Origin of the sequence: Pelagicoccus sp. SDUM812005 (genome assembly GCF_031127875.1) — a bacterium.
Taxonomy (GTDB): domain Bacteria; phylum Verrucomicrobiota; class Verrucomicrobiia; order Opitutales; family Opitutaceae; genus Pelagicoccus.
This window is the reverse complement of sequence record NZ_JARXIA010000001.1, coordinates 406,410-425,365: the sequence shown is the minus strand read 5'-3', so window position 1 is coordinate 425,365 and position 18,956 is coordinate 406,410. Positions and strand designations below refer to the sequence as shown.

The window sequence follows — 18,956 nt, the reverse complement described above, 5'->3', positions numbered from 1 at the left end:
TTCCCATGAGCAATTTCCGACCAATCGTTTCCCTTCTTGCCAAGCTCCTCCTTGGCTTCGCCTTGGCAGCCTGCGGCAAGGCGCCCCACGAGGACAGCAATGCCGCGCTCCAGACCGAACCCCGCGACCCTTCCGCAATCTACCAGACCGAGGTCGAGAAAGCCCTTTCGCAATCCGAAGCGGGAGACCGGCAAGCCTTGGAGAGGCTCGCTAAGCTCTACCATGCCAATGGCGAACCGTCCAAAGCCATGCAGGCCTACCGTCGACTAATGGAACGAGATCCCGACCAGCCCGCCTGGCCCCATCTCCTCGCAAGCTTGCTCGCTGGCTTCGGCCAGTTGCGTGAAGCCCACGAGCTGCAAGCCCTCGCCGCCAGCAAAGCCAGCGCCCCCCTCGCGCCACTGCTCAAGCTGGGAGAGTTGCAGCTGAAACTGAACCGCTACGACCTAGCCAAAGAAACGTTCCAGAAAGCAGCCGCCACCGCCCCCCCAAGCACGCATGCGCTACTCGGCCTAGCCCGTTGCGACATCCACGAAGAAAACTGGCAAGATGCCCTCTCCAAGTTCGAGAAATCCGTATCCATAGATCCAGGATTCCGCGCCGGATGGGCCTTGCTCACCACGGTTCTCGAACACTTGCAGCAAAGCGAACTCGCGGAAATTGCCAGGACGCGCTCCTTCGGAAAACAGATTCCGATACCGGATCCCTACCTCGAGGAAATCGACTCCCATTGCTACGATCCTTACCAACTGAGCGTCGCTGCGGCGACATCGAACGATCCCACCTCCGCCCAAAGACTGCTGGAAAGAGCGATCGAACTCGCCCCCAACTCTAGCGCCTACCTGAAACAACTGGGAACGCTCTACCAAAGCGAAGGCAAGCTCGCCGCTGCCAAAGCCTACTACCAACAGGCGACTTCGCTCGCGCCGCGCGATTCCGAATCCTGGGCCGCTCTCATCCATCTTCTTATGGAAGAGCAAAACTACAGCGAGCTCTCCCGAGCCATCGACCAAGCTCTAATCTCGTGCCCTGATTCTGGATACGTCCACTTCGGAAACGGAAAACGCTACGCCATGATCGGGCTCTACGAAAAAGCGAAGACGGAATTCCAGCACGCCAAAAGGCTCCAACCCAACGAAGCGCGCTCCTATATACAACTGTCGATGATTGCCCTCATGCAAGGCTACCTCGCAATGGCAAACCAAGAAGCCACCGCCGCCCTCAAAGCGGAACCTTCCCACCCGGATCCCCTCGTTATGCTGGCTAAAATCGCAATCTCACAAAAGCGGCGAACCGAAGCGCGGAAGCGGATTCGCGAACTGCAGGATCATCCGAACCGCTCCCTCGAGGACCTGGAAATTCTAGAGCAATCCTTTCGACAAAGTTTTCGCCAAAACCCCTAGCCGCGCCGCCCCCTCAACTTCCGAACGCCACTGCGGCGTCGACCCACAGCCGCGTCCCTTTCAACCAAGTGGGACTCGCAATTTGAATTGACAGGAGGGGCTTTCCTCGGCTCCTAGATTTAACGATGCATCATGAGGTTTGCCCCTCCCATCGACACTTCCAACGACCCCTCTAGATAGCTTCCCGACAGTCGAGCTATGCCTTCCCCCAAATCCACTACCCAACTTACCCGAGTTATTTGATTTAACGTTCTATCTTTTAGATTCTTTGCCGTCTCAACCCTTTCCCGCCTGGAGTTCGGCGGCCGATTCACAATGCGGCGCCTAGCAAAATCCAGTTCAAACCCGGAAACAAAAAACAACCCCGATCAAACCAAGCGATTCGAACATGACAAAACCTACACACTACCCAAGGAGAAGGCTCAGCGGGCTCTTCCTCCTGACCAGCGCCCTCTCCCTAGCGGCCACGAGCGGCTTCTCCCAAAACGACGAAGAGGAGGAAGTCTTCGAGCTCTCCCCCTTCGAGGTTACCTCCGAGGACTCGAGCGGCTATAGGGCCACTTCGACCCTAGCTGGCAGCCGTATTCGCACCGACCTCAAGGACGTCGGTTCCGCCATCAGCGTCATAACCGAAGACTTCCTCAAGGATACCGGAGCCACCAACAACGAAACCCTGCTCCAGTACACCACCAACACTGAAGTATCCGGCGTCGGAGGCAACTTCGCGGGTCTCGGCAACGGCAACGCCCTTGACGACACGAACCAACGCATGGCTCCGCACGAAAGCACCCGCGTCCGCGGCCTCAGCCAGGCCGACAATACGCGCGACTTCTTCCTCACCGGAGTTCCCTGGGATTCCTACAACGTCGGTCGCGTCGACCTCCAACGCGGCCCCAACGCCATTCTCTTCGGCATCGGCGCCCCTGCCGGCATCATCAACGCCTCGGTCAACGGAGCCCACTTCGGAGACGACGGAAAAGTATCCCTCGGCTTCGGCAGCTACGGAAGCCTGCGCTTCTCCGCCGACAAGAACATAACCCTCATCGAGGACGAGCTCTCCTTCCGCGTCGCCGTCCTAAACGACAATACGAAGTACCAGCAACGCCCGGCCTTCAACGAAGACAAGCGACTCTTCACCGCCCTGCGCTACGAGCCGCAATTCCTCAAGACCGACAGCGCCAGCACCCAGCTGAACGTAAAGTTCGAGAACGGCAGCATCGAAGCCAACCGTCCCCGCATCCTACCTCCAGGCGACCTCATCACGCCCTGGTGGACCAATAGCGAGCTAGCTGCCATTCGCCAAGCCGGAGGCATCAATCCCTTAACCCTCGGCGAAAGCGACGGTCCCACTATCGAGGCCCTGCGCGCCGCGGGCGATCTCGGAGCCGGTGTGCGCGGCAGCAACTCGAACTACTTTAACCAGGCGATCGGAGCCTTCGGACGTAACTACGGCGGCATCGTAGCCGTCTTCGACGACCCGACCAGCTCCGAGCATCGGCTGATCACCACCGACATCTCCAAGAACGTCACTTCCACCGTGTCGCTTCCCTGGACCATCATGTCCGGCGTCATCGCTCGCAAAGACTTGGAAGGAACGCTGCAAACCAGCGAAAACTACGACTTCTACAAGGACGAGCGCCTGCTCGACACCTCCATCTTCGACTTCCGCAACAAGCTGATCGACGGACCGAACAAGGAAGAGTGGTCGGACTTCGACGTGCTCAACGCGAACCTCTCCCAAACCTTCCTCGACAACAAGCTCGGCCTGGAAGCGGCCGTCTATCGCGAAAACCTGGAGCGCGGCCAGACCAACCTCACCTCCGACTTCGGACAAGCGATCACCATCGACCTGAACAACCACCTCGTCGACGGATCCGTCAACCCGAACTACGGGCGAGCCGCTATGATATCCGACCAGTTCTCCAACAATAGCTACGTCTCCAAGCGGGACGCCGAACGCCTCACCGCCTTCGCGGAACTGGAAGGACGCGACATCTTCGGCGACAACAAACTCGGCGAAATCGTAGGCCGCCACGTCTTCACCGGCCTCCTCAGCAACGAAACCCACGAATGGGAAGACCGAAGCTGGTTCCGCTACGCCGCGCCGCTCTCCTACGGCGTCACCTTCAACGACGACACCGCCCTGAGAAACCGCACCGTTAACGTGCTGACCTACCTCTCGGACGACATCTCCAACCGCTCCCGCCTCTCCGGAGCCAACATCGGCCGCCTCTACGCGACCCAAATCCCCCGCGACGGCAACCTCCCCGTGTTCAATACCACTTGGAACTCATCCGCCTCGCCAGACGACGTCTGGATCGACCAATACGGCGACGAGTCCACCCAAGCCATGAACCCAGCCAACTACGTCGGTTGGAACGGAGCCGACTACGCGCTCAACCTCATCAGCGACGCCGAGGGCGACCGCGACCTGCTCACCACCAACGCCTCCCTTCAGAAAACCAAGACCGAGTCTTGGGCCATGAACTGGCAAGGCTACATGTTCGACGGGCTGGTCGTTCCCAGCATTGGCGTGCGCCACGACGAACAATCCGCCTTCTCCAAAGGCGGCGGCGAACTGCCCAAGCGTAGTGACGGAAGCGATACGATCGATCTGGAAAGCGCCGACTACGCCCTCCCCAGGGAGCCGAACAACGTAGACTCCGACTACAGCCGCAGCTACAGTCTCGTCGTGCACACGCCCCAAGCTTGGCGCGACCGTCTCCCAGGCGGAGCCAACGTTTCCCTCTTCTACAACGAGTCGGAAAACTTCCAGCCATCCGCCGGCCGCATCGATGTCTACGGCAACTCCATCGCCTCGCCGAAAGGCACCACCAAGGACTACGGTTTCCGCGTATCCATGTTTGAAGACAAGCTCTCCCTGCGCACCACCTGGTACGAAACCAAGGTCTCGGACGCGAGCTTGGACAGCTTCGGCGGAGCCTACATGATCTGGGGCGCCGAGGCCTGGGCATACGGCTTCGGACGCGGCAACCTGCTCCGGGCGAACGTAGGCGGCTGGGCCGACTTCCGTGAAGGCTACGATCCACTCGGCATCGCTGCCGACAGCACGCCCGAAGACGGTTGGAGCGACGAGCAAATCGCCTACGCCCAAGCCGTCGGCGACGCGATCACCCAAGCCTACATGGATACGCGCCTCCCCGACTCCTGGTACGATCTCTGGGGCATCGACATCGCCTCCGCAGACCAAGGAAACTTCATCTGGGGCACCATTCCAAACGGCTTCACCGTCTCGGGCGACACTCGCTCGGAAGGCATCGAGTTCGAACTCGCCGCCCAGCCAGTCAAAAACTGGAACATCTCCGCCAACGCATCCAAGACCACCGCGGAACGCACCAATATGGCAGGCTCCCTCGTCGAATGGACCGAAGCCCGCTGGGCAGTCTACAACTCGCCCGTCACTCTCGACGGCGAGCAAGTCGGAGTCGTGGGCGACGTTCGCTTCTGGAACGGCAGCTACAGCCCGAACGAATCGCTACTGGGCAAGTTCACCCGCGAGTACATGTCAGGCTACTGGCTCTACCGCATGCAAGAAGGCGCCAACGTGCCGGAGCTCCGCCCGTGGCGCTTCAACCTCATCACGAACTACTCCTTCTCCGACGGCACCTTCTCCGGACTCAATGTAGGCGGCGCCTACCGCTGGCAGGACGGTCAGGTCGTCGGCTACCCCATCCTGCCCGGTGCCACCATCGACGATCCACGCGCCTTCGACCTAGACAACCCCTTCGTCGGACCTGCCGAGGACAACATCGACATGTGGGTCGGCTACAGCCGTCCGCTAAACGATCGCATCGATTGGAACATCCAGCTGAACGTAAGGAACCTCTTCGCCAGCGACGACCTCATTCCGATCACGGTCCAGCCCGACGGCAGCCCAGCAACGGTTCGCATCCCGGAAGGAACCGTCTGGAAGATCACCAATACATTCTCGTTCTAAGCGGTAGCTCAGAACAGTTAACCAGGAAGGCCCCTTCGTCAGAAGGGGCCTTTTCCGTGGAGAAATCTCACCGGCCTCCGCAAAACGGGCCCCTCACACCAGGCCCAAGTCCCGCGCCATGAGGGCCGCCTGAGTCCGGTCCAGGACGCCCAGCTTTCCCAGCACGTTCGACACGTGATTCTTCACCGTGCCCTCCGCTAGGGAAAGACGCCCGGCAATTTCCTTGTTGCTGCAACCGCGCGACAGCCAAACCAGCACTTCCTCCTCCCGCGCCGAAAGCGGCTCCAACAACTTGACCGGCTTCCGCTCCGCTGCCTTGGCTGGCGAGGACATGCGCGAAAATTCCGCCAGCACCTTGGACGCGATCGAAGGCTGCAAAAAGGACTCCCCCGCACTGACCGCCCGAATCGCCTCCACCAATTGCCTGGACGGAGTATCCTTCAGCAGGTAGCCGGACGATCCAGCCTTCAAGGCCTCGAACACGCGCTCGTCGTCGTCGAAGGTCGTCAAGGTCAGCACATTGACCTCCGGCATCTCCGCCTTGATCGCCTTTGTCGCCGCTACGCCATCCAACACCGGCATGTTCAGGTCCATCAGCACGATCGACGGCTTCAAGCGCCGACACGCCTCCAGCGCCTCCTGCCCGTTCAGGCATTCGCCCACGATTTCCAAGGATGGCTCCAAGGACAACAGCGTCCGCAAGCCCTCCAGAAAAAGGGCTTGGTCGTCCACTAGCACAATACGGATACGCTCACTCATCGGGGTATCGAGATGCTTAAACGAAAGCCTTCGCCTGGCGAGGTATAAAACGAAACGTCTCCATCCAAAAGTTGGATACGCTCCCGAATTCCCATGATGCCAAAACCGCCCGACGCCGCCGAGCACCCCTTGCCATTGTCACCCACTTCCAACCCGACCCGGTTGCGCTCCGAGAAGTCGAGCCGCACCGACACCTCCGTCGCCGCCGCGTGCTTCCTCACGTTGGTCAATGCCTCCTGGACCGAGCGGTACAATGCCGCCTCGGCCGCCGCTGGCACCGTTTCCCCTCCCTCCACCACCGCAAAGTTCAACTTCACCTCCAGCCCTAGGGAGCTTTTCGCCAAGCTCTCGAGCGCCCGCTTGAGCGGCACTCCATCCAGCGGCGAAGAACGCAAGGACGCAACCGAGGATCGCACCTCCGCAAGCCCCTTCTTGGTAACCTCCTGAGCCTTTTCCAAAAAGCTGGCCGCCTTTTCGCGGTCCTTCTCGAGCAATGCCTTCGCCGTCTCCAGCTGCATGTTCACCACCGTAAGCGAATGGCCAATCGTGTCGTGGATCTCGCGAGCAATTCGGTTTCTCTCCTGCGTCGCCGCCAGCTCTTCCACCTGCTTGCTGTACGCACGCAGCTTCTCGTTCGCCTTGTCCAGCTCCACCGAAAGCGCGAAGGCGCGGCTGCGAGAAGCGCGCTCTCGCCGAAAGATGTAGAACATCATCGCCGAGAAGAAATAGCCGGAAACCATGGTCACCACATCCGCCAAGTTCATCCAGCCACCCCACATCAAGCGACCGATCAACAGCCAAGCGAAACACTGGAAAAGCAAGTAGAGAGCCGCCAGCCAAAGCGGAAAGATCAAGGGAGCGAACCCGGCCACCACGAACATCAAAATGTAGTTGAATCCGAAATACGCGGTATTCAGCTGGGCCACATAAATGTAGGCGAGGCAACTCGGTCCGAATACCAGGAGATAGAGCAACACTTCCTGCAGGCGCGAAGGCGACTCGGCCTTCAAGCCCAAGTCATCGCTCGAAAAGCCCGCGCCTGCCTTTTCTATCAAATACCCCTGCCGCATCCAAGCGGCGCAAAACACCGCCCAAAGAAGCACCTGCAGCGCGGACAGACCCAAGCTTACCTCCTTGCGGGCATAGGCGAAGGGCAACACCAGCGAGAGCAGCATCAGGCAACCGCCAAAAAGCGCGAAAATGAAGTTGTTGTTCCGTTCGGCCAACTTCGCCTCGATCCCGGCCCCGACCTCGCTCCGGTCCCGCTCTCCCATCTCACTCCTTACCATTGGCTAAGGAATCTAGCGCAGCAGGCAGGCGACTGTCATGTGCCAAAAGTCATGCGGACCGCAGGGAGACGCTCGAACCGGCCTCCCATGAAAATTTCCCCGGATCCAGTGAATAAAGCTCTTCGCGACTACGTCCCACCCACCGAACACGCGAATTTAACCCAACAACGAAAATGAAATCGAAAGCCATCAGCACCCTTACCCTCTTAGCCGTAGCCGCAGCCTTCGCTTTTCCCAACACCGCCCGAGCGGGCGACAAGGAAAAAGCCCTCATCGGGGGCTTGATCGGCGGAATCATAATTGGCGCCGCCATCGCGGACGACGACACCCATACCCACGTGAGCGTCGGCTACCGCCACGGCGGACACCATCGCCACCACGACCGTCATGGGTACTGGGAATGGGTCTCCGTCAAAACTTGGGTCCCCGGCTACTACGAACGCCGCTGCGACCGCCATGGCCATGTACGCAAGGTCTGGGTCTCCGGACACTATACCTACCACAAGAAGAAAGTTTGGGTAGACGCCCATCGCGGACACGGGCGCTCGGGACACAGCTACCGTAGCCATCGCGGACACGACGACCGTCACTACGATCGCCATCGCGACGACGACCGCCACCGCAGCCGCTACGACCGGCACGACGACCGCGACTCCCGCAAAGGCCAAGTCGTAAGAAGATTCTAACACACCACACACAACTGCGGGTGGCCTCGGGTCCCGAGGCCACCTTTGAATCCAAGTCAAAATTCGATCCTTCCCTTTTTCCCCTTATTGCCACATAAACAAATCTCCATCCCATGAAAAACGCAGCGGACATCAACCAAGACCAAGCACGGCTCCTCATGAGCCAGTTGCTCGATGGCGAGTTGAGCGCATCCGATGCCGAGCTCCTGGACCGCTACCTTAAGCACAACCCAGACGCCCAAGACTGGATGGAGAACCTCGACCTGCTAAGGGAGATCCAAAGCGAGTCCCCGTCGCGGAGCGACCACTCCGCATCCATTTTATCGATACAGGAAGCGATCGAAGGCACCCACGCGACACCCAAGAAAAGCAAGCTGCTTTCCTTCTCGGGCTTTATCCGCACCATGGCTGCCGCTGCCGCAATCGCCATCGTCGGTACCGTCGCGTGGATCGGGCTGAATCCGGACGCCCACGCCCATTACGAACCGAATATCGTCGAGTTCGTGGCCACCGACCTGCCGGGCGCCAGCACCTACATCTACCCCGACGAAGAGACGGGATGGACCGTCGTTTGGGTCGACTCGGACCCCGTAGTCGCAGAGTCGAAAAAGGGCTAAGCCCGCAAAGCGGAGCCTAGCCCGGGCAAAACTAGTCGATCTCGATCGGCGGCTGGCTCTTCACCAAGTCGTCGATCTGCTTCATCTGCTCCAAGAAGCCTTCGAGGCGGTTCAAGGGCAAGGCGCAAGGGCCGTCGCACTTGGCGTTGTCCGGATCCGGATGAGCCTCCAGGAACAGGCCGGCGATTCCCACCGACATGCCTGCCTTCGCTAGGTCGCACACCTGGCGGCGGCGCCCTCCAGCTGCTGTCGCGGTGCCGCCGGGAATTTGCAGCGAGTGGGTCACGTCGAAGATCACCGGATAACCGAAATCCTTCATGATGCCAAAACCGAGCATGTCCACCACGAGGTTGTTGTAGCCAAAACTGGAGCCGCGCTCGCAGAGCATCACCTTGTCGTTGCCCGCTTCGTTGAGCTTCTTGATGATATGGCCCATCTCGCGGGGAGCGAGGAACTGGGCCTTCTTCACGTTGATGATGGCACCGGTCTTAGCCATCGCGACTACCAAGTCGGTCTGGCGGCAGAGGAAGGCCGGCAGCTGGATGATATCGCAAACCTCCGCTACGGGGGCCGCCTGGTAAGGCTCATGCACGTCCGTGATGAGCGGAACGTCGAACTTCTCCTTGATCTCCGCCATGATCTCCAGCCCCTTGTCCATACCGGGGCCGCGGAAACTGTTGATCGACGAACGGTTCGCCTTATCAAAGGAAGCCTTGAAAACGTACGGGATACCCAGCTTGTCCGTTACCCGCTTGTACTCACCCGCGATTTCGAGAGCGAGATCGCGCGATTCGAGCACGTTCATCCCCGCCAGCAGGGTAAAGGGCAGTTGATTGCCGCACTTGATGTTTCCGATTTCAATCACCTTGGACATGGTCCCGTTCTTCCCTGTTTGATTGACTTCGCCAACCAAAAACAACACCGCTGCCCATAAATCTTTCCCAAAACAACCTCTGAATTGCTATGTCCAAACGCCGCTATTTCTGGATCGACCTGGAAATGACCGGACTCGATCCGGCCACAGACCGTATCGTCGAAGCCGCCGTAATCATCACCAACAAACAGCTCGAACCGGTCTTCGAATGGGAAAGCCCGGTGCGGCAGCCGCAAGAGGTCCTCGACAACATGAACGACTGGTGCAAGCACCACCACGCCGCCAGCGGCTTGATCGACCGTATCCAAGATGGAATTACGGAGCAGGAGCTCGACGAAAAGCTTTCCGAAATCGCTCTCAAGTACTTCAAGAAAAAGAATCCCTGCGTCATCGCCGGCAACTCCATCTGCCAGGACCGTAAGTTCATCGACGCCTACCTGCCGACCCTCTCGAATCGGCTGCACTACCGCATGCTGGACGTTTCCAGCTTCAAGATCGTCTTCCGCGAAATGCTGGGACGCGAGTTCAAGAAGGAGAACACCCACCGAGCCATCGACGACATCCGCGAGTCCATCGCCGAGCTCAAGCACTACATGTCCGCGATCGACGCTTCCAACCTGCCGCCGATCGACAACACTCCCAAACCGCCAGAGCCCAGCGAATGAGGAATACCGGCTGGACCCTTCTCGCCTGCCTGGCATTCGCCCTCGCGGGCCTTTTCCCCTGCGCGTACGGGCAAGCGGAACTCTCGCCCCAGCAAAAGGAGCGGCTCGTTGCCGCTATCGGCAAGAAGCTCGCCGCCAAAGCCTACGCCTTCGAAACCGACTTCTCCCGATGGGAACAACTCGCCGCCGCGAAAGCCGACGATATCGCCCAAACCCAAACCAAGGAAGAACTCGCCACCGTCCTCGGCGAAGCCTTGGAGACCTTCGAACTTTCCCACCTCGGGATCTTCGCCCCCAGCACCGTAAAGAACCGCAGAGCTGGCAAGCGCTCCGGCATGGGCATAACCATCCACCCGCTCGACGAAGGAGGCGGCCTCATCAGCTACGTCCTCGCCGGTAGCCCCGCGGAACGCTGCGGACTGCAAAAAGGCGACATCCTTAGCTCGATCGACCACGAGCCCCTCACAGACATCAAGCAACTCGCCGGCCAGCTCGGCCAACGGCGACTCATCGTTTGGCAACGCAATGGCCAGGAATTGTCCTGCGAAATCGAATACGCGAACTTCTCCCTCTCCGAACCGAGCTCCCTAAGCTGGATCCGCGAAGACGTCGCCCTCATCCGCATCCAAAGTTTCCTCCCGAGATTCTACAAAGCCGCCCGCATCAACAAATTCTTCCGCCAGGCCAAAGATGCCCAAGCAATAATAATCGACCTGCGAAACAACCGAGGCGGCCTCTCCTTCTACTCCCGCCACCTCGCCTCCAAACTGTCCACCCCGCAAGTCCCCTTCGCCCACCTCGCCAACAACAAGAGCGAGAACCGAGGCAAGAAGCGACACACCGTCCGCCCGCTCCCCTTTTCGAAAGCCTACTCGGGCAAGATCGTCGTGCTCGTGGACTCCCTCTCCGCCAGCGCCGCCGACATCGTCCCCGCCTTCGTCTCCGAGAACGAACTTGGAACCGTAATTGGACAACGCACCAGCGGCGCCCTCCAACTCGCCAAAAGCTATCCGCTCCCCTACGGATTCAGGCTCTACCTTCCCATCGCCGAAATGCTCACTCCAAAAGGCAAGCGACTCGAAGGGCTCGGCCTCCAGCCAGACATAGAGCTCAGCTTGGAAGAGACGATCGACGACGCGAAGATCCTCGAGATCGCCCTCGAGACGATCGATCGCAGCTAAGCCGGATCCGAGTAAAACCCGTCGATCTTGCTGGCCACGTCGCGAAAAGAAATGTCGTTCGCGTAGATCAGCTTGTAACGGCGGATCGCTTCCTCCTGCTTGCCAAGCGACTCGCAACACTGGGCCGAAGAATACAGGACGTCCTTTTTGAAATCGTCCATCCCTTGCGCTTCTGCAATCGCCTTGTCGAACTGCTCGAGCGCCAGATCGTACAAACGCTTCTTCGAAAAGCTTCGCCCCAACATCACGCAGGATCGTTGCTTCAAGCTCGTCCCCCGCTGAGCGACCTGAAACTCCTTGATCGCTTCGTCCACCTTGCCCGCGGCCAGCAAGAGCTCTCCAAAATTCAGGCGCTGAGCATAGTCATTGGGAAATTGTTCCACCATCTTCCGCGACTCCTCGAGCTTCAAAACGTCGAGCTTTGCCTCCAGTTCCTGGATACGCTCCTCCGACGCCGGACTGGACTCGCTATGCAGCTTATTGATCTCCAGCTCCGTCGCCTTGATCATGATCTCGCTGCGGAGCTGCTTGAGAGCGATATCCGATTCCGCCTGCGGAAGCAGGGCCGCCTTATCCAGCCAAACCAAGGCCTCCCGATAGTCGTCGGCATACAGGTAGGCCTTCACCAACTGCTTGTACAGATCCAGGTTTTGCGGATCCTTATGAATGTCGTCGACCAACTCGCGAGCTCGCATCCGAGCGCCCTGCGCGTCCTGCACCAAGCGGTTCTGCAGCTCCAAGTTTTCCGCCAGCTCCTCGTCCTTCAACTTGGAGCGGAAATCCTGCTCTTCCTCCGCCCACTTTCCCTTGTTGATCGAATGAGCCACCGAAGCCGACTTGACCAGCTCCTGAATCAAGGAACTATCCGGCTTGAGCCGCTTCAGTTGCTCCGCGATCGCCACCGCTTGATTCGTCTCGCCGACTCGAATCAAAGCTTCGCAGTAGCGCTGCATAAGCGCCAAATCCTTGGTCTCGCTATCGCAAATCTTCTTCAGGCAAAAGACCGCCGTCTCGTGAAAATCCAAGGCCTCCGCCCCGGCCGCGACCAGAGATAGCGCCCCCTCGTGCAACGGATCACGGGTCAAGGCCCGCTCGCCGTAGGACATCGCAAGCGACGCATCCTTCTTCAGGTACGGCTTCCCGTACATGACGATTAAGCTCGCCTCCACCTTCGCCCGCAGCCTCTGAAACCAACCGCGTCCCCGTTTCGTGAATACGCTTTGCTGCGCCTGCCGTAGCAATTCCCGAATCTCCAAGCAGCCCGGATTTTCGATGAGCAAGGACGAGCAAATTTCCACGCAGTACTCGAAGTTTCCGCGCTCCACCGCAGTTCGGGCATTGCCGAACTGCTTGCGGACTCTCGCATCCAACTCCTTGAGGGAAACTTCAGGCATCAGAGAACTGATCTTAAACCAACTGCAGATCCGCCTCAACCGCGGAGCGCAATTCCTCGAACGCGGAATCGACCGCTTCGTTCGTCCTCGCTTCCACCAACAAACGGATCTTTGGCTCCGTTCCCGAATAGCGAACCAGCAAGCGACCGTCATCTCCGAGATCCGTCTCCAGCTTATTGATACAAGCGGAGATCTTTCCACATTCGGCGAAAGGCGTTTTCGCGGCAACCTTGAATGCCTTGGACACCTGCGGGAAAGCGGAATACACGTCTACCAAGGAAGAAACCTTCGTGGCGGCTCGAGCAACGACCTCCGCCATAGACACAGCTGCCACGAGTCCGTCGCCAGTTACGGCGAACTTGCCGACCACCAGATGTCCCGACTCTTCGCCTCCCAGCAAGAAGCCTGAGCGCAGCATCAGACGAGCAATATGCTTGTCTCCCACATCCGTGCGCTCGGTCTTGATTCCCTTTTCCTTCAAAGCGGCATCCAGTCCAAGATTGCTCTGCACCGTGGTCACCAGCGTATCGCCCGGCAACTCTCCACGCTCCTTAGCATCGATCGCCAAGGCTGCGAGCAAGGCTTCGCCGGCGATCTTCTTGCCGGATTCGTCGAACATAACAAGCCGGTCTCCATCGCCGTCGAAAGCGAAACCGTAGTCATATTCACCTGTTGAATACAAGGCCCCCAACGACTCGGGACATTCGCTGCCCACACCATCGTTGATATTCGTGCCGTCGGGCTGGTCTCCAACGACCGTCAGGACCGCTCCCAGCTCCCGGAAAACAGCGGGCGCAATTTCCGACATCGCCCCGTTCGCGCAGTCCATAGCCACTCGCTTGCCAGCCAGCAAAGCACTTGGAAAGGCTGCAATGACAGCCTTTTGGTACTGGGAGCGCAGATCGCTTCCATCGAGCGTGGGAGCCTCGGTTTCCGCATCGTATCCGTCCGGCGAAGCTTCGCCGACCGCGTCATCCAAGGCCTGCTCCAAAGCCTCGGAGGGCTTTACGCCGCTTCCTTCGAAAAACTTGATCCCGTTGTCGCAAGCCGGGTTGTGCGATGCCGTGATCGAACAGGCAAGGATCGCCTCGCTTGAGCGAGCCGCGAAGGCCACGCAGGGCGTCGGCGCGATTCCAAGGTCGATCAGCTTGCCCCCTTCTGCAGCCACGCCGGCAGCGAAAGCCTTCAGCAAGGCGAGCCCCGAAGCGCGCGTATCGCGTCCTGCGACGATTTGAGGCTCCGGCGCCGAGAGCTTCTCCCGAGCGACCCGCACCGCGGCCTTTCCGGCGCGGAAAGCGATTTCATCGTTGAGAACCGCGCTGCCGTACTGCCCGCGAATTCCATCTGTTCCAAAGTACTTTAAACTCATAATGACGCGTAAAAGTCTTTCGTATCGGCCAGCTTGGCCTTCAGGGCTCCGCCCAGCAGCACATCGCGAGCAATTTCGATGCCCTCTTCGATTGACGCGCATTTGCCCACGATCATCAGCGCTGCAGCTATATTAAAGCAGATCGTATCTTCGAGCCCCTGGGGCGACTTGCCATCCAGCAACTCGTCGAGAATCCGCAGGTTGTCCTCGAGCTCGCCGCCCAGCAGATCTGAGACATCCGCGGGTTTCAGGGAAAACCGTTCCGCCGTCCAAGTCTCGCCAACAGCAGCAAGCGTCCCGAATCCGCGCACCCGATTCTCGCCGACCACGCTGAGTTCGTCCATCCCGCGCCCATCCGCCAGGACCGTATGGGCAACCAAACCGGAGCGCAATCCAAGCGCCCCTAAGGTACCGGCCAGCATGTCCACAACCGTCGGCGAATAGACGCCGAGCAATTGATGCGCAGGCTTGGCGGGATTGATGAGCGGTCCCAAAATATTGAATACAGTTCGCTGCCCCTGGGCCGCGAGCTCCTGGCGAACCGGCATGATTTCCTTGAAGGCCGGATGAAAAGCCGGCGCGAACATGAAGCAAAAGCCGAGCTGCTCCATCGACTTGGCCAGCGTCGCGTCGTCCGCCATCAGGTTCACTCCCAAGGCTTCCAGCAGGTTGGCGCTGCCGCATTTGGAAGTGATCGACTTGTTGCCGTGCTTCAGCACCGGCACTCCTGCAGCAGCCAGTCCGAAAACCACAGTCGTACTAATATTGAAGCTTCCGATCTTGTCCCCTCCCGTACCGCAAACGTCGATCGCCGTGTCCTGCCATCGCTGCAAGCCTGGATCCCGGGCCAACTCGCGAAAGCGCTTGGCGATGCCTGCCACTTCGTCAGCCACCTCCCCCTTCGCCGCTAAGGCCGTGAGGAATTTCGCCTTCTCGCCGCGGTCGACCTCGGCCGAGGCGAGCTGATCGGCCGCTGCCGAAGCCTGCTCGAGGGTAAGGTTGCTACCCTGTTCTACGAGTGAGGTAAGCTCGTTCATTTCCATAGGAGGCAAGATGTAGGCAGCTCCTTTCTGTAAAACAATGCAAAACACGCTCGCCAAAACCGCATCCCTTAGAGCAGTTTAGCTCGCTCCACAGGAAGGTTGCGAACCGCTCAGCTTATTTTGAAACAATAACTTGACGGGTGATAGGCCAAGAGTTATCAAGCGCAGCTTTTCTTTTAAGTAGAAGAACAACCGACGAACGAATTTACGTAAAATGGCTAATCCAAAACGCAAGCAATCCAAGCGCCGCAGCCGCCTCCGCAGAGGCGCTAACCGTTTCGAGGCTCCCGAGCTCGCGAAGGACCCGATCGATGGTTCCGCATTTCGCCCACACCGCGTAAATCCGAACAACGGAATGTACCGCGGTCGCCAAGTGTTGGACGCCTCCATCTAGGAGTCGCCCCGCAAGGCTACCCACCCGACACAGGCTCAGCTAGCTTCCTATGCTCGAACAGAAGAGCTCTTGCATCGCGATCGACGCAATGGGCTCCGACAAAGGCCCAGCTGAAATGGTCGCCGCCACTAAACTGGCGGTCGAGAAGGTAGCCAACCTCAGGCCCATCATTCTCGTCGGCGACGAAGCCGTCCTGAAGCCCTTACTTGAAAAAGAAGGGCTTTCTTCGCATCCGGACATCTCGGTCTTCCATGCGTCCGAGGTCATCACCATGGACGACAAGCCCCTGGTTGCCCTCAAGAACAAAAAGGACGCCTCCATGCTGCGAGCCATCGAGCTCGTCAAAAACGGCGACGCCAGTTGCGTGCTCAGCTGCGGAAACACCGGAAGCCTCATGGCAGCCGGCACCATCAAGCTCCGTACCCTCGATGGAGTCGACCGCCCCGCCCTCGCCACCGTCATGCCGCGCAAGCGAGGCCACTTCGTGCTCATCGACGCCGGAGCGAACCCGACCGCCAAAGCCGAACACCTCGTACACAACGCCGTCCTCGGCAGCGACTACTGCCGCCTGGTGCTCGGAATCGAGAAGCCGAAAGTCGGCTTGATGACGATCGGCACCGAGGAAGGCAAAGGCACCGACCTGGTTAACCAAGCCCACACTCTCCTCAAGAAGATCGACGGACAAATCCACTACGAAGGCCTCATCGAGGGCTTCCAAACCTTCGAAGAAGGCGTGGACGTCGTGGTCTGCGACGGATTCACCGGCAACATCCTCCTCAAAGCCTGCGAGTCCCTCTTCATGCTCCTGAAGGGATTCGTCACCGAGGAAATCCAAGCCAACACGATGCGCAAGGTCGGCTACCTCCTCTCCAAGGGAGCGTTCGACGCCATCAAGACGCAACTCAACCCAGAGCGCTACGGCGGGGCCCCCTTGCTCGGCCTCAAGGGCAACGTCCTCAAGGCTCACGGCTCAAGCAACAGGGAAGCCGTCATGAACGCCATCCGCATCGCCAACGAGATCGTCAGCAACGACCTCAATCGCCACATTCTCGAAGACATCGAGAAGGCGAACAACATCATCTACAACGCCGACTGATTCGCCCTGCAATTTGCAGGTTGCATGAACAGTGAGGCTTCCCCATTGAGACAAACGCATGAGTTCTGCGCCTAGATCCGTAAAAATAAAAGGGACCGGTTCCTACACACCGCAAAAAGCGCTTACCAACAACGACCTGTCTCAGATCGTAGACACTTCGGACGAGTGGATCTTTACCCGTACCGGCATCAAGGAACGCCGCATCGCCGCCGCAGACGAGACCTCGTCCAGCATGGGAGCGGAAGCCGGGAAGCGAGCCATCGAAGACGCTGGACTCACTCCCGACGAGATCGACGTCATCGTGGTCGGGACCATGACTCCCGACATGCCTTTTCCCTCCACCGCCTGCCTCGTGCAGGAAAAGCTGGGCATCAAGAGCGCGGTTTGCTTCGACGTTGAAGCCGCGTGCTCCGGATTCCTCTACGTGATGGAAATCGCCTCCGGACTCCTGCAAACTGGACGCTACCGCAACGCCCTCGTGATCGGATCCGAAAAGCTCTCCAGCATCCTCGACTGGGAAGATCGCACCACCTGCGTGCTCTTTGGCGACGGAGCCGGGGCCGCCATCCTCAGCCACGCCGAGGAAGGCGACACCGCTGGCATCATCGACTTCAAGCTGGGAGCAGACGGCAGCAAGGCCGACATGCTGCACCAGCCCGGCGGAGGCTGCGCCATCCCGCCTTCCCCCCAGTCGATCGAAGGCCGACAACACTTCCTGAAGATGCGCGGAAAAGAGGTTTTCAAGCAGGCCGTTCGCGTAATGGGACAAGCCGCTGCGGAAATCCTTGAACAAAATGGCGTAGAATCGGACCAACTCGCATGCGTGATTCCGCATCAAGCGAATATGCGCATCATAGAGTCCCTTTCGTCACGACTTCACATTCCAATTGAACGCTTCTTCTTAAATCTAGACAAATACGGAAACACATCCGCCGCCTCCATACCCATCGCCTTGGACGAAGCCGCCCGAGCCGGGAGAATCAAAAGCGGCGACACCATACTGCTCGTAGCCTTCGGAGCCGGCCTCACTTGGGGATCCGCTCTGGTCCGCTGGTGAGCAATCCCTCCCTAGAACACCACAAGATCCCAAAGCAACTGACATTTCATTGATGAACACCACATTCCCACGCCAAGCCTCGATTCGCAGAGCTGGCATCCTCACCTCCCTCTTCCTTTTCGCCCTCACCTTCGCGAGCAACCTCTGGGCGGAATCGAAGATCTCCTGGTCCGCCGAAACCGGGTACGTCTCCGAAGAAGTCGACCTCTCCGGCCTCCTCCCAGAAGAGCAGCAAAAAATCCTTAACTGGATGAACAACGCTCGCGCCGCCGAGGAAAAACGTAAGTTCTCCAGAGCCGTAAAGCTCTACAAGCGAGTATCCAAGAAATACCCAAAGAACCAGTACGCCCCTGAAGCCTACTACCGCACCGCCCTCATCCAGCTCGAGCGCAACAACATCGACAAAGCCTTCGAAGCCTTCAACACCATCGCCTGGGTCTACCCGAACTACGGCAGCTTCAACGAAACCCTCGGCGAAATGTACAAGATCGCCGTCGCTCGCCTCGAAACCTACCGAGACAAGATCTTTTGGGTCATCCCGGGCTTCAAGAACACCGACCGCGCCATCCAGTACTTCGAGCGCATCGTAGCCATCGCTCCCTATAGCGACTACGCGCCGCTCTCCCTCATGAACGTCGCCAAGGCTTGGTCCGACAAGAACAGCGACGCCATGACCATCTACGCCCTGGATCGCCTCGTCACCAACTACCCGAACAGCTTCCTCACCTCCGACGCCTACCTCAAGCTCGCCCAAACCCACTACGGCTTGATCAAGGGCCCCGAGTACGACCAGCGCGCCACCGAAGACGCCATCACCTTCTTCGAAGATTTCCTCATCCAATATCCGGAAAACCAGAACGTCGACCAAGCGGAAGAAGGCCTGGCCGGAGCCAAGAACATCCTCTCCCTCTCCAAGCTGAAGATGGGCGACTTCTACTACTACAAGCGCGCCAAGTACGACGCCGCCAAGATCCTCTACAACGAGGCCATCACCATCGCCCCCCTTTCGAAAACCGCCCAAACCGCGAAAACTCGCCTCGAGAAGATCGACGCCATCGTCGCCAAAAACGAGGAGACCGTCGAAGAGGACGCCCCTACGAACGAAGAAATCCAGGAGCAAGCCCGCAAGCGCGCCAAACGCCGCATCCTCGGCATCTTCTAGCAAAGGCTT

Annotated in this window: 16 protein-coding genes; 10 read left to right on the top strand and 6 right to left on the bottom strand. The window is 59.0% G+C overall.

Features of this window, described 5'->3' with window-relative positions; translation table 11 throughout:
* Positions 1–5: 5 nt before the first annotated feature.
* Entirely contained in the window at positions 6–1,403 is a 1,398-nt protein-coding gene (locus tag QEH57_RS01600) for a tetratricopeptide repeat protein (protein WP_309004914.1), read from the top strand.
* Positions 1,404–1,791: 388 nt separating this feature from the next.
* Positions 1,792–5,361, top strand: coding sequence for a TonB-dependent receptor plug domain-containing protein (locus QEH57_RS01595; RefSeq protein ID WP_309004913.1), 3,570 nt, complete (start codon positions 1,792–1,794; stop codon positions 5,359–5,361).
* Between the two features lie 93 nt (positions 5,362–5,454).
* Here QEH57_RS01595 and QEH57_RS01590 read toward each other — a convergent pair whose 3' ends face one another.
* Together QEH57_RS01590 and QEH57_RS01585 are read right to left on the bottom strand one after the other, a co-directional pair.
* Positions 5,455–6,120 (bottom strand): response regulator transcription factor, encoded by a 666-nt coding sequence (locus QEH57_RS01590; RefSeq protein WP_309004912.1) that lies wholly within the window; start codon positions 6,118–6,120, stop codon positions 5,455–5,457.
* Positions 6,117–7,409, bottom strand: coding sequence for a sensor histidine kinase (locus tag QEH57_RS01585; RefSeq protein WP_309004911.1), 1,293 nt, complete (start codon positions 7,407–7,409; stop codon positions 6,117–6,119). The genes QEH57_RS01590 and QEH57_RS01585 overlap by 4 nt, the downstream gene beginning before the upstream one ends.
* A gap of 173 nt (positions 7,410–7,582) precedes the next feature.
* On the opposite strand from QEH57_RS01585, the gene QEH57_RS01580 reads away from it, so the two are divergent.
* Both QEH57_RS01580 and QEH57_RS01575 read left to right on the top strand, forming a co-directional pair.
* Positions 7,583–8,095: a hypothetical protein gene (locus QEH57_RS01580; protein ID WP_309004910.1), complete on the top strand. Its 513-nt coding sequence runs from the start codon at positions 7,583–7,585 to the stop codon at positions 8,093–8,095.
* A gap of 113 nt (positions 8,096–8,208) precedes the next feature.
* Positions 8,209–8,712 carry a hypothetical protein gene (locus QEH57_RS01575; RefSeq protein WP_309004909.1) on the top strand — a complete coding sequence of 168 codons (504 nt, stop codon included), beginning with the start codon at positions 8,209–8,211 and terminating at the stop codon, positions 8,710–8,712.
* Between the two features lie 31 nt (positions 8,713–8,743).
* Here QEH57_RS01575 and kdsA read toward each other — a convergent pair whose 3' ends face one another.
* Positions 8,744–9,586, bottom strand: coding sequence for a 3-deoxy-8-phosphooctulonate synthase (gene kdsA, locus QEH57_RS01570; protein WP_309004908.1), 843 nt, complete (start codon positions 9,584–9,586; stop codon positions 8,744–8,746).
* Positions 9,587–9,675: 89 nt separating this feature from the next.
* On the opposite strand from kdsA, the gene orn reads away from it, so the two are divergent.
* Entirely contained in the window at positions 9,676–10,251 is a 576-nt protein-coding gene (orn, locus tag QEH57_RS01565) for an oligoribonuclease (protein ID WP_309004907.1), read from the top strand.
* The gene (locus QEH57_RS01560) at positions 10,248–11,432 is read left to right on the top strand and encodes a S41 family peptidase (RefSeq protein WP_309004906.1); all 1,185 of its coding nucleotides are present in this window, start codon (positions 10,248–10,250) and stop codon (positions 11,430–11,432) included. Before orn ends, QEH57_RS01560 begins: the two co-directional genes overlap by 4 nt.
* Here QEH57_RS01560 and QEH57_RS01555 read toward each other — a convergent pair.
* The 3 genes from QEH57_RS01555 to trpD are packed head-to-tail and all read right to left on the bottom strand — an operon-like array spanning position 11,429 to position 15,232.
* Entirely contained in the window at positions 11,429–12,826 is a 1,398-nt protein-coding gene (locus tag QEH57_RS01555; protein WP_309004905.1) for a hypothetical protein, read from the bottom strand. The two genes, QEH57_RS01560 and QEH57_RS01555, sit on opposite strands and share 4 nt — an antisense overlap.
* A gap of 13 nt (positions 12,827–12,839) precedes the next feature.
* On the bottom strand, positions 12,840–14,195 hold the full coding sequence (locus QEH57_RS01550; protein WP_309004904.1) for a hypothetical protein: 1,356 nt from the start codon (positions 14,193–14,195) through the stop codon (positions 12,840–12,842).
* Positions 14,192–15,232, bottom strand: coding sequence for an anthranilate phosphoribosyltransferase (gene trpD / locus QEH57_RS01545; protein WP_309004903.1), 1,041 nt, complete (start codon positions 15,230–15,232; stop codon positions 14,192–14,194). Before trpD ends, QEH57_RS01550 begins: the two co-directional genes overlap by 4 nt.
* 220 nt (positions 15,233–15,452) lie before the next feature.
* Between trpD and rpmF the strand changes: the two genes are divergently transcribed.
* Genes rpmF through QEH57_RS01525 form a run of 4 tightly spaced genes read left to right on the top strand, consistent with a single transcriptional unit; the run spans position 15,453 to position 18,947 of the window.
* Positions 15,453–15,632 carry a 50S ribosomal protein L32 gene (gene rpmF / locus QEH57_RS01540; RefSeq protein WP_191617571.1) on the top strand — a complete coding sequence of 60 codons (180 nt, stop codon included), beginning with the start codon at positions 15,453–15,455 and terminating at the stop codon, positions 15,630–15,632.
* A gap of 49 nt (positions 15,633–15,681) precedes the next feature.
* Complete coding sequence (plsX, locus tag QEH57_RS01535) at positions 15,682–16,728, top strand: phosphate acyltransferase PlsX (RefSeq protein ID WP_309004902.1); 1,047 nt, start codon at positions 15,682–15,684, stop codon at positions 16,726–16,728.
* Positions 16,729–16,786: 58 nt separating this feature from the next.
* A complete protein-coding gene (locus tag QEH57_RS01530) occupies positions 16,787–17,785 on the top strand; it encodes a beta-ketoacyl-ACP synthase III (RefSeq protein WP_309004901.1) in 999 nt (332 codons plus the stop codon).
* A gap of 52 nt (positions 17,786–17,837) precedes the next feature.
* A complete protein-coding gene (locus QEH57_RS01525) occupies positions 17,838–18,947 on the top strand; it encodes a tetratricopeptide repeat protein (RefSeq protein WP_309004900.1) in 1,110 nt (369 codons plus the stop codon).
* Positions 18,948–18,956: the final 9 nt, after the last annotated feature.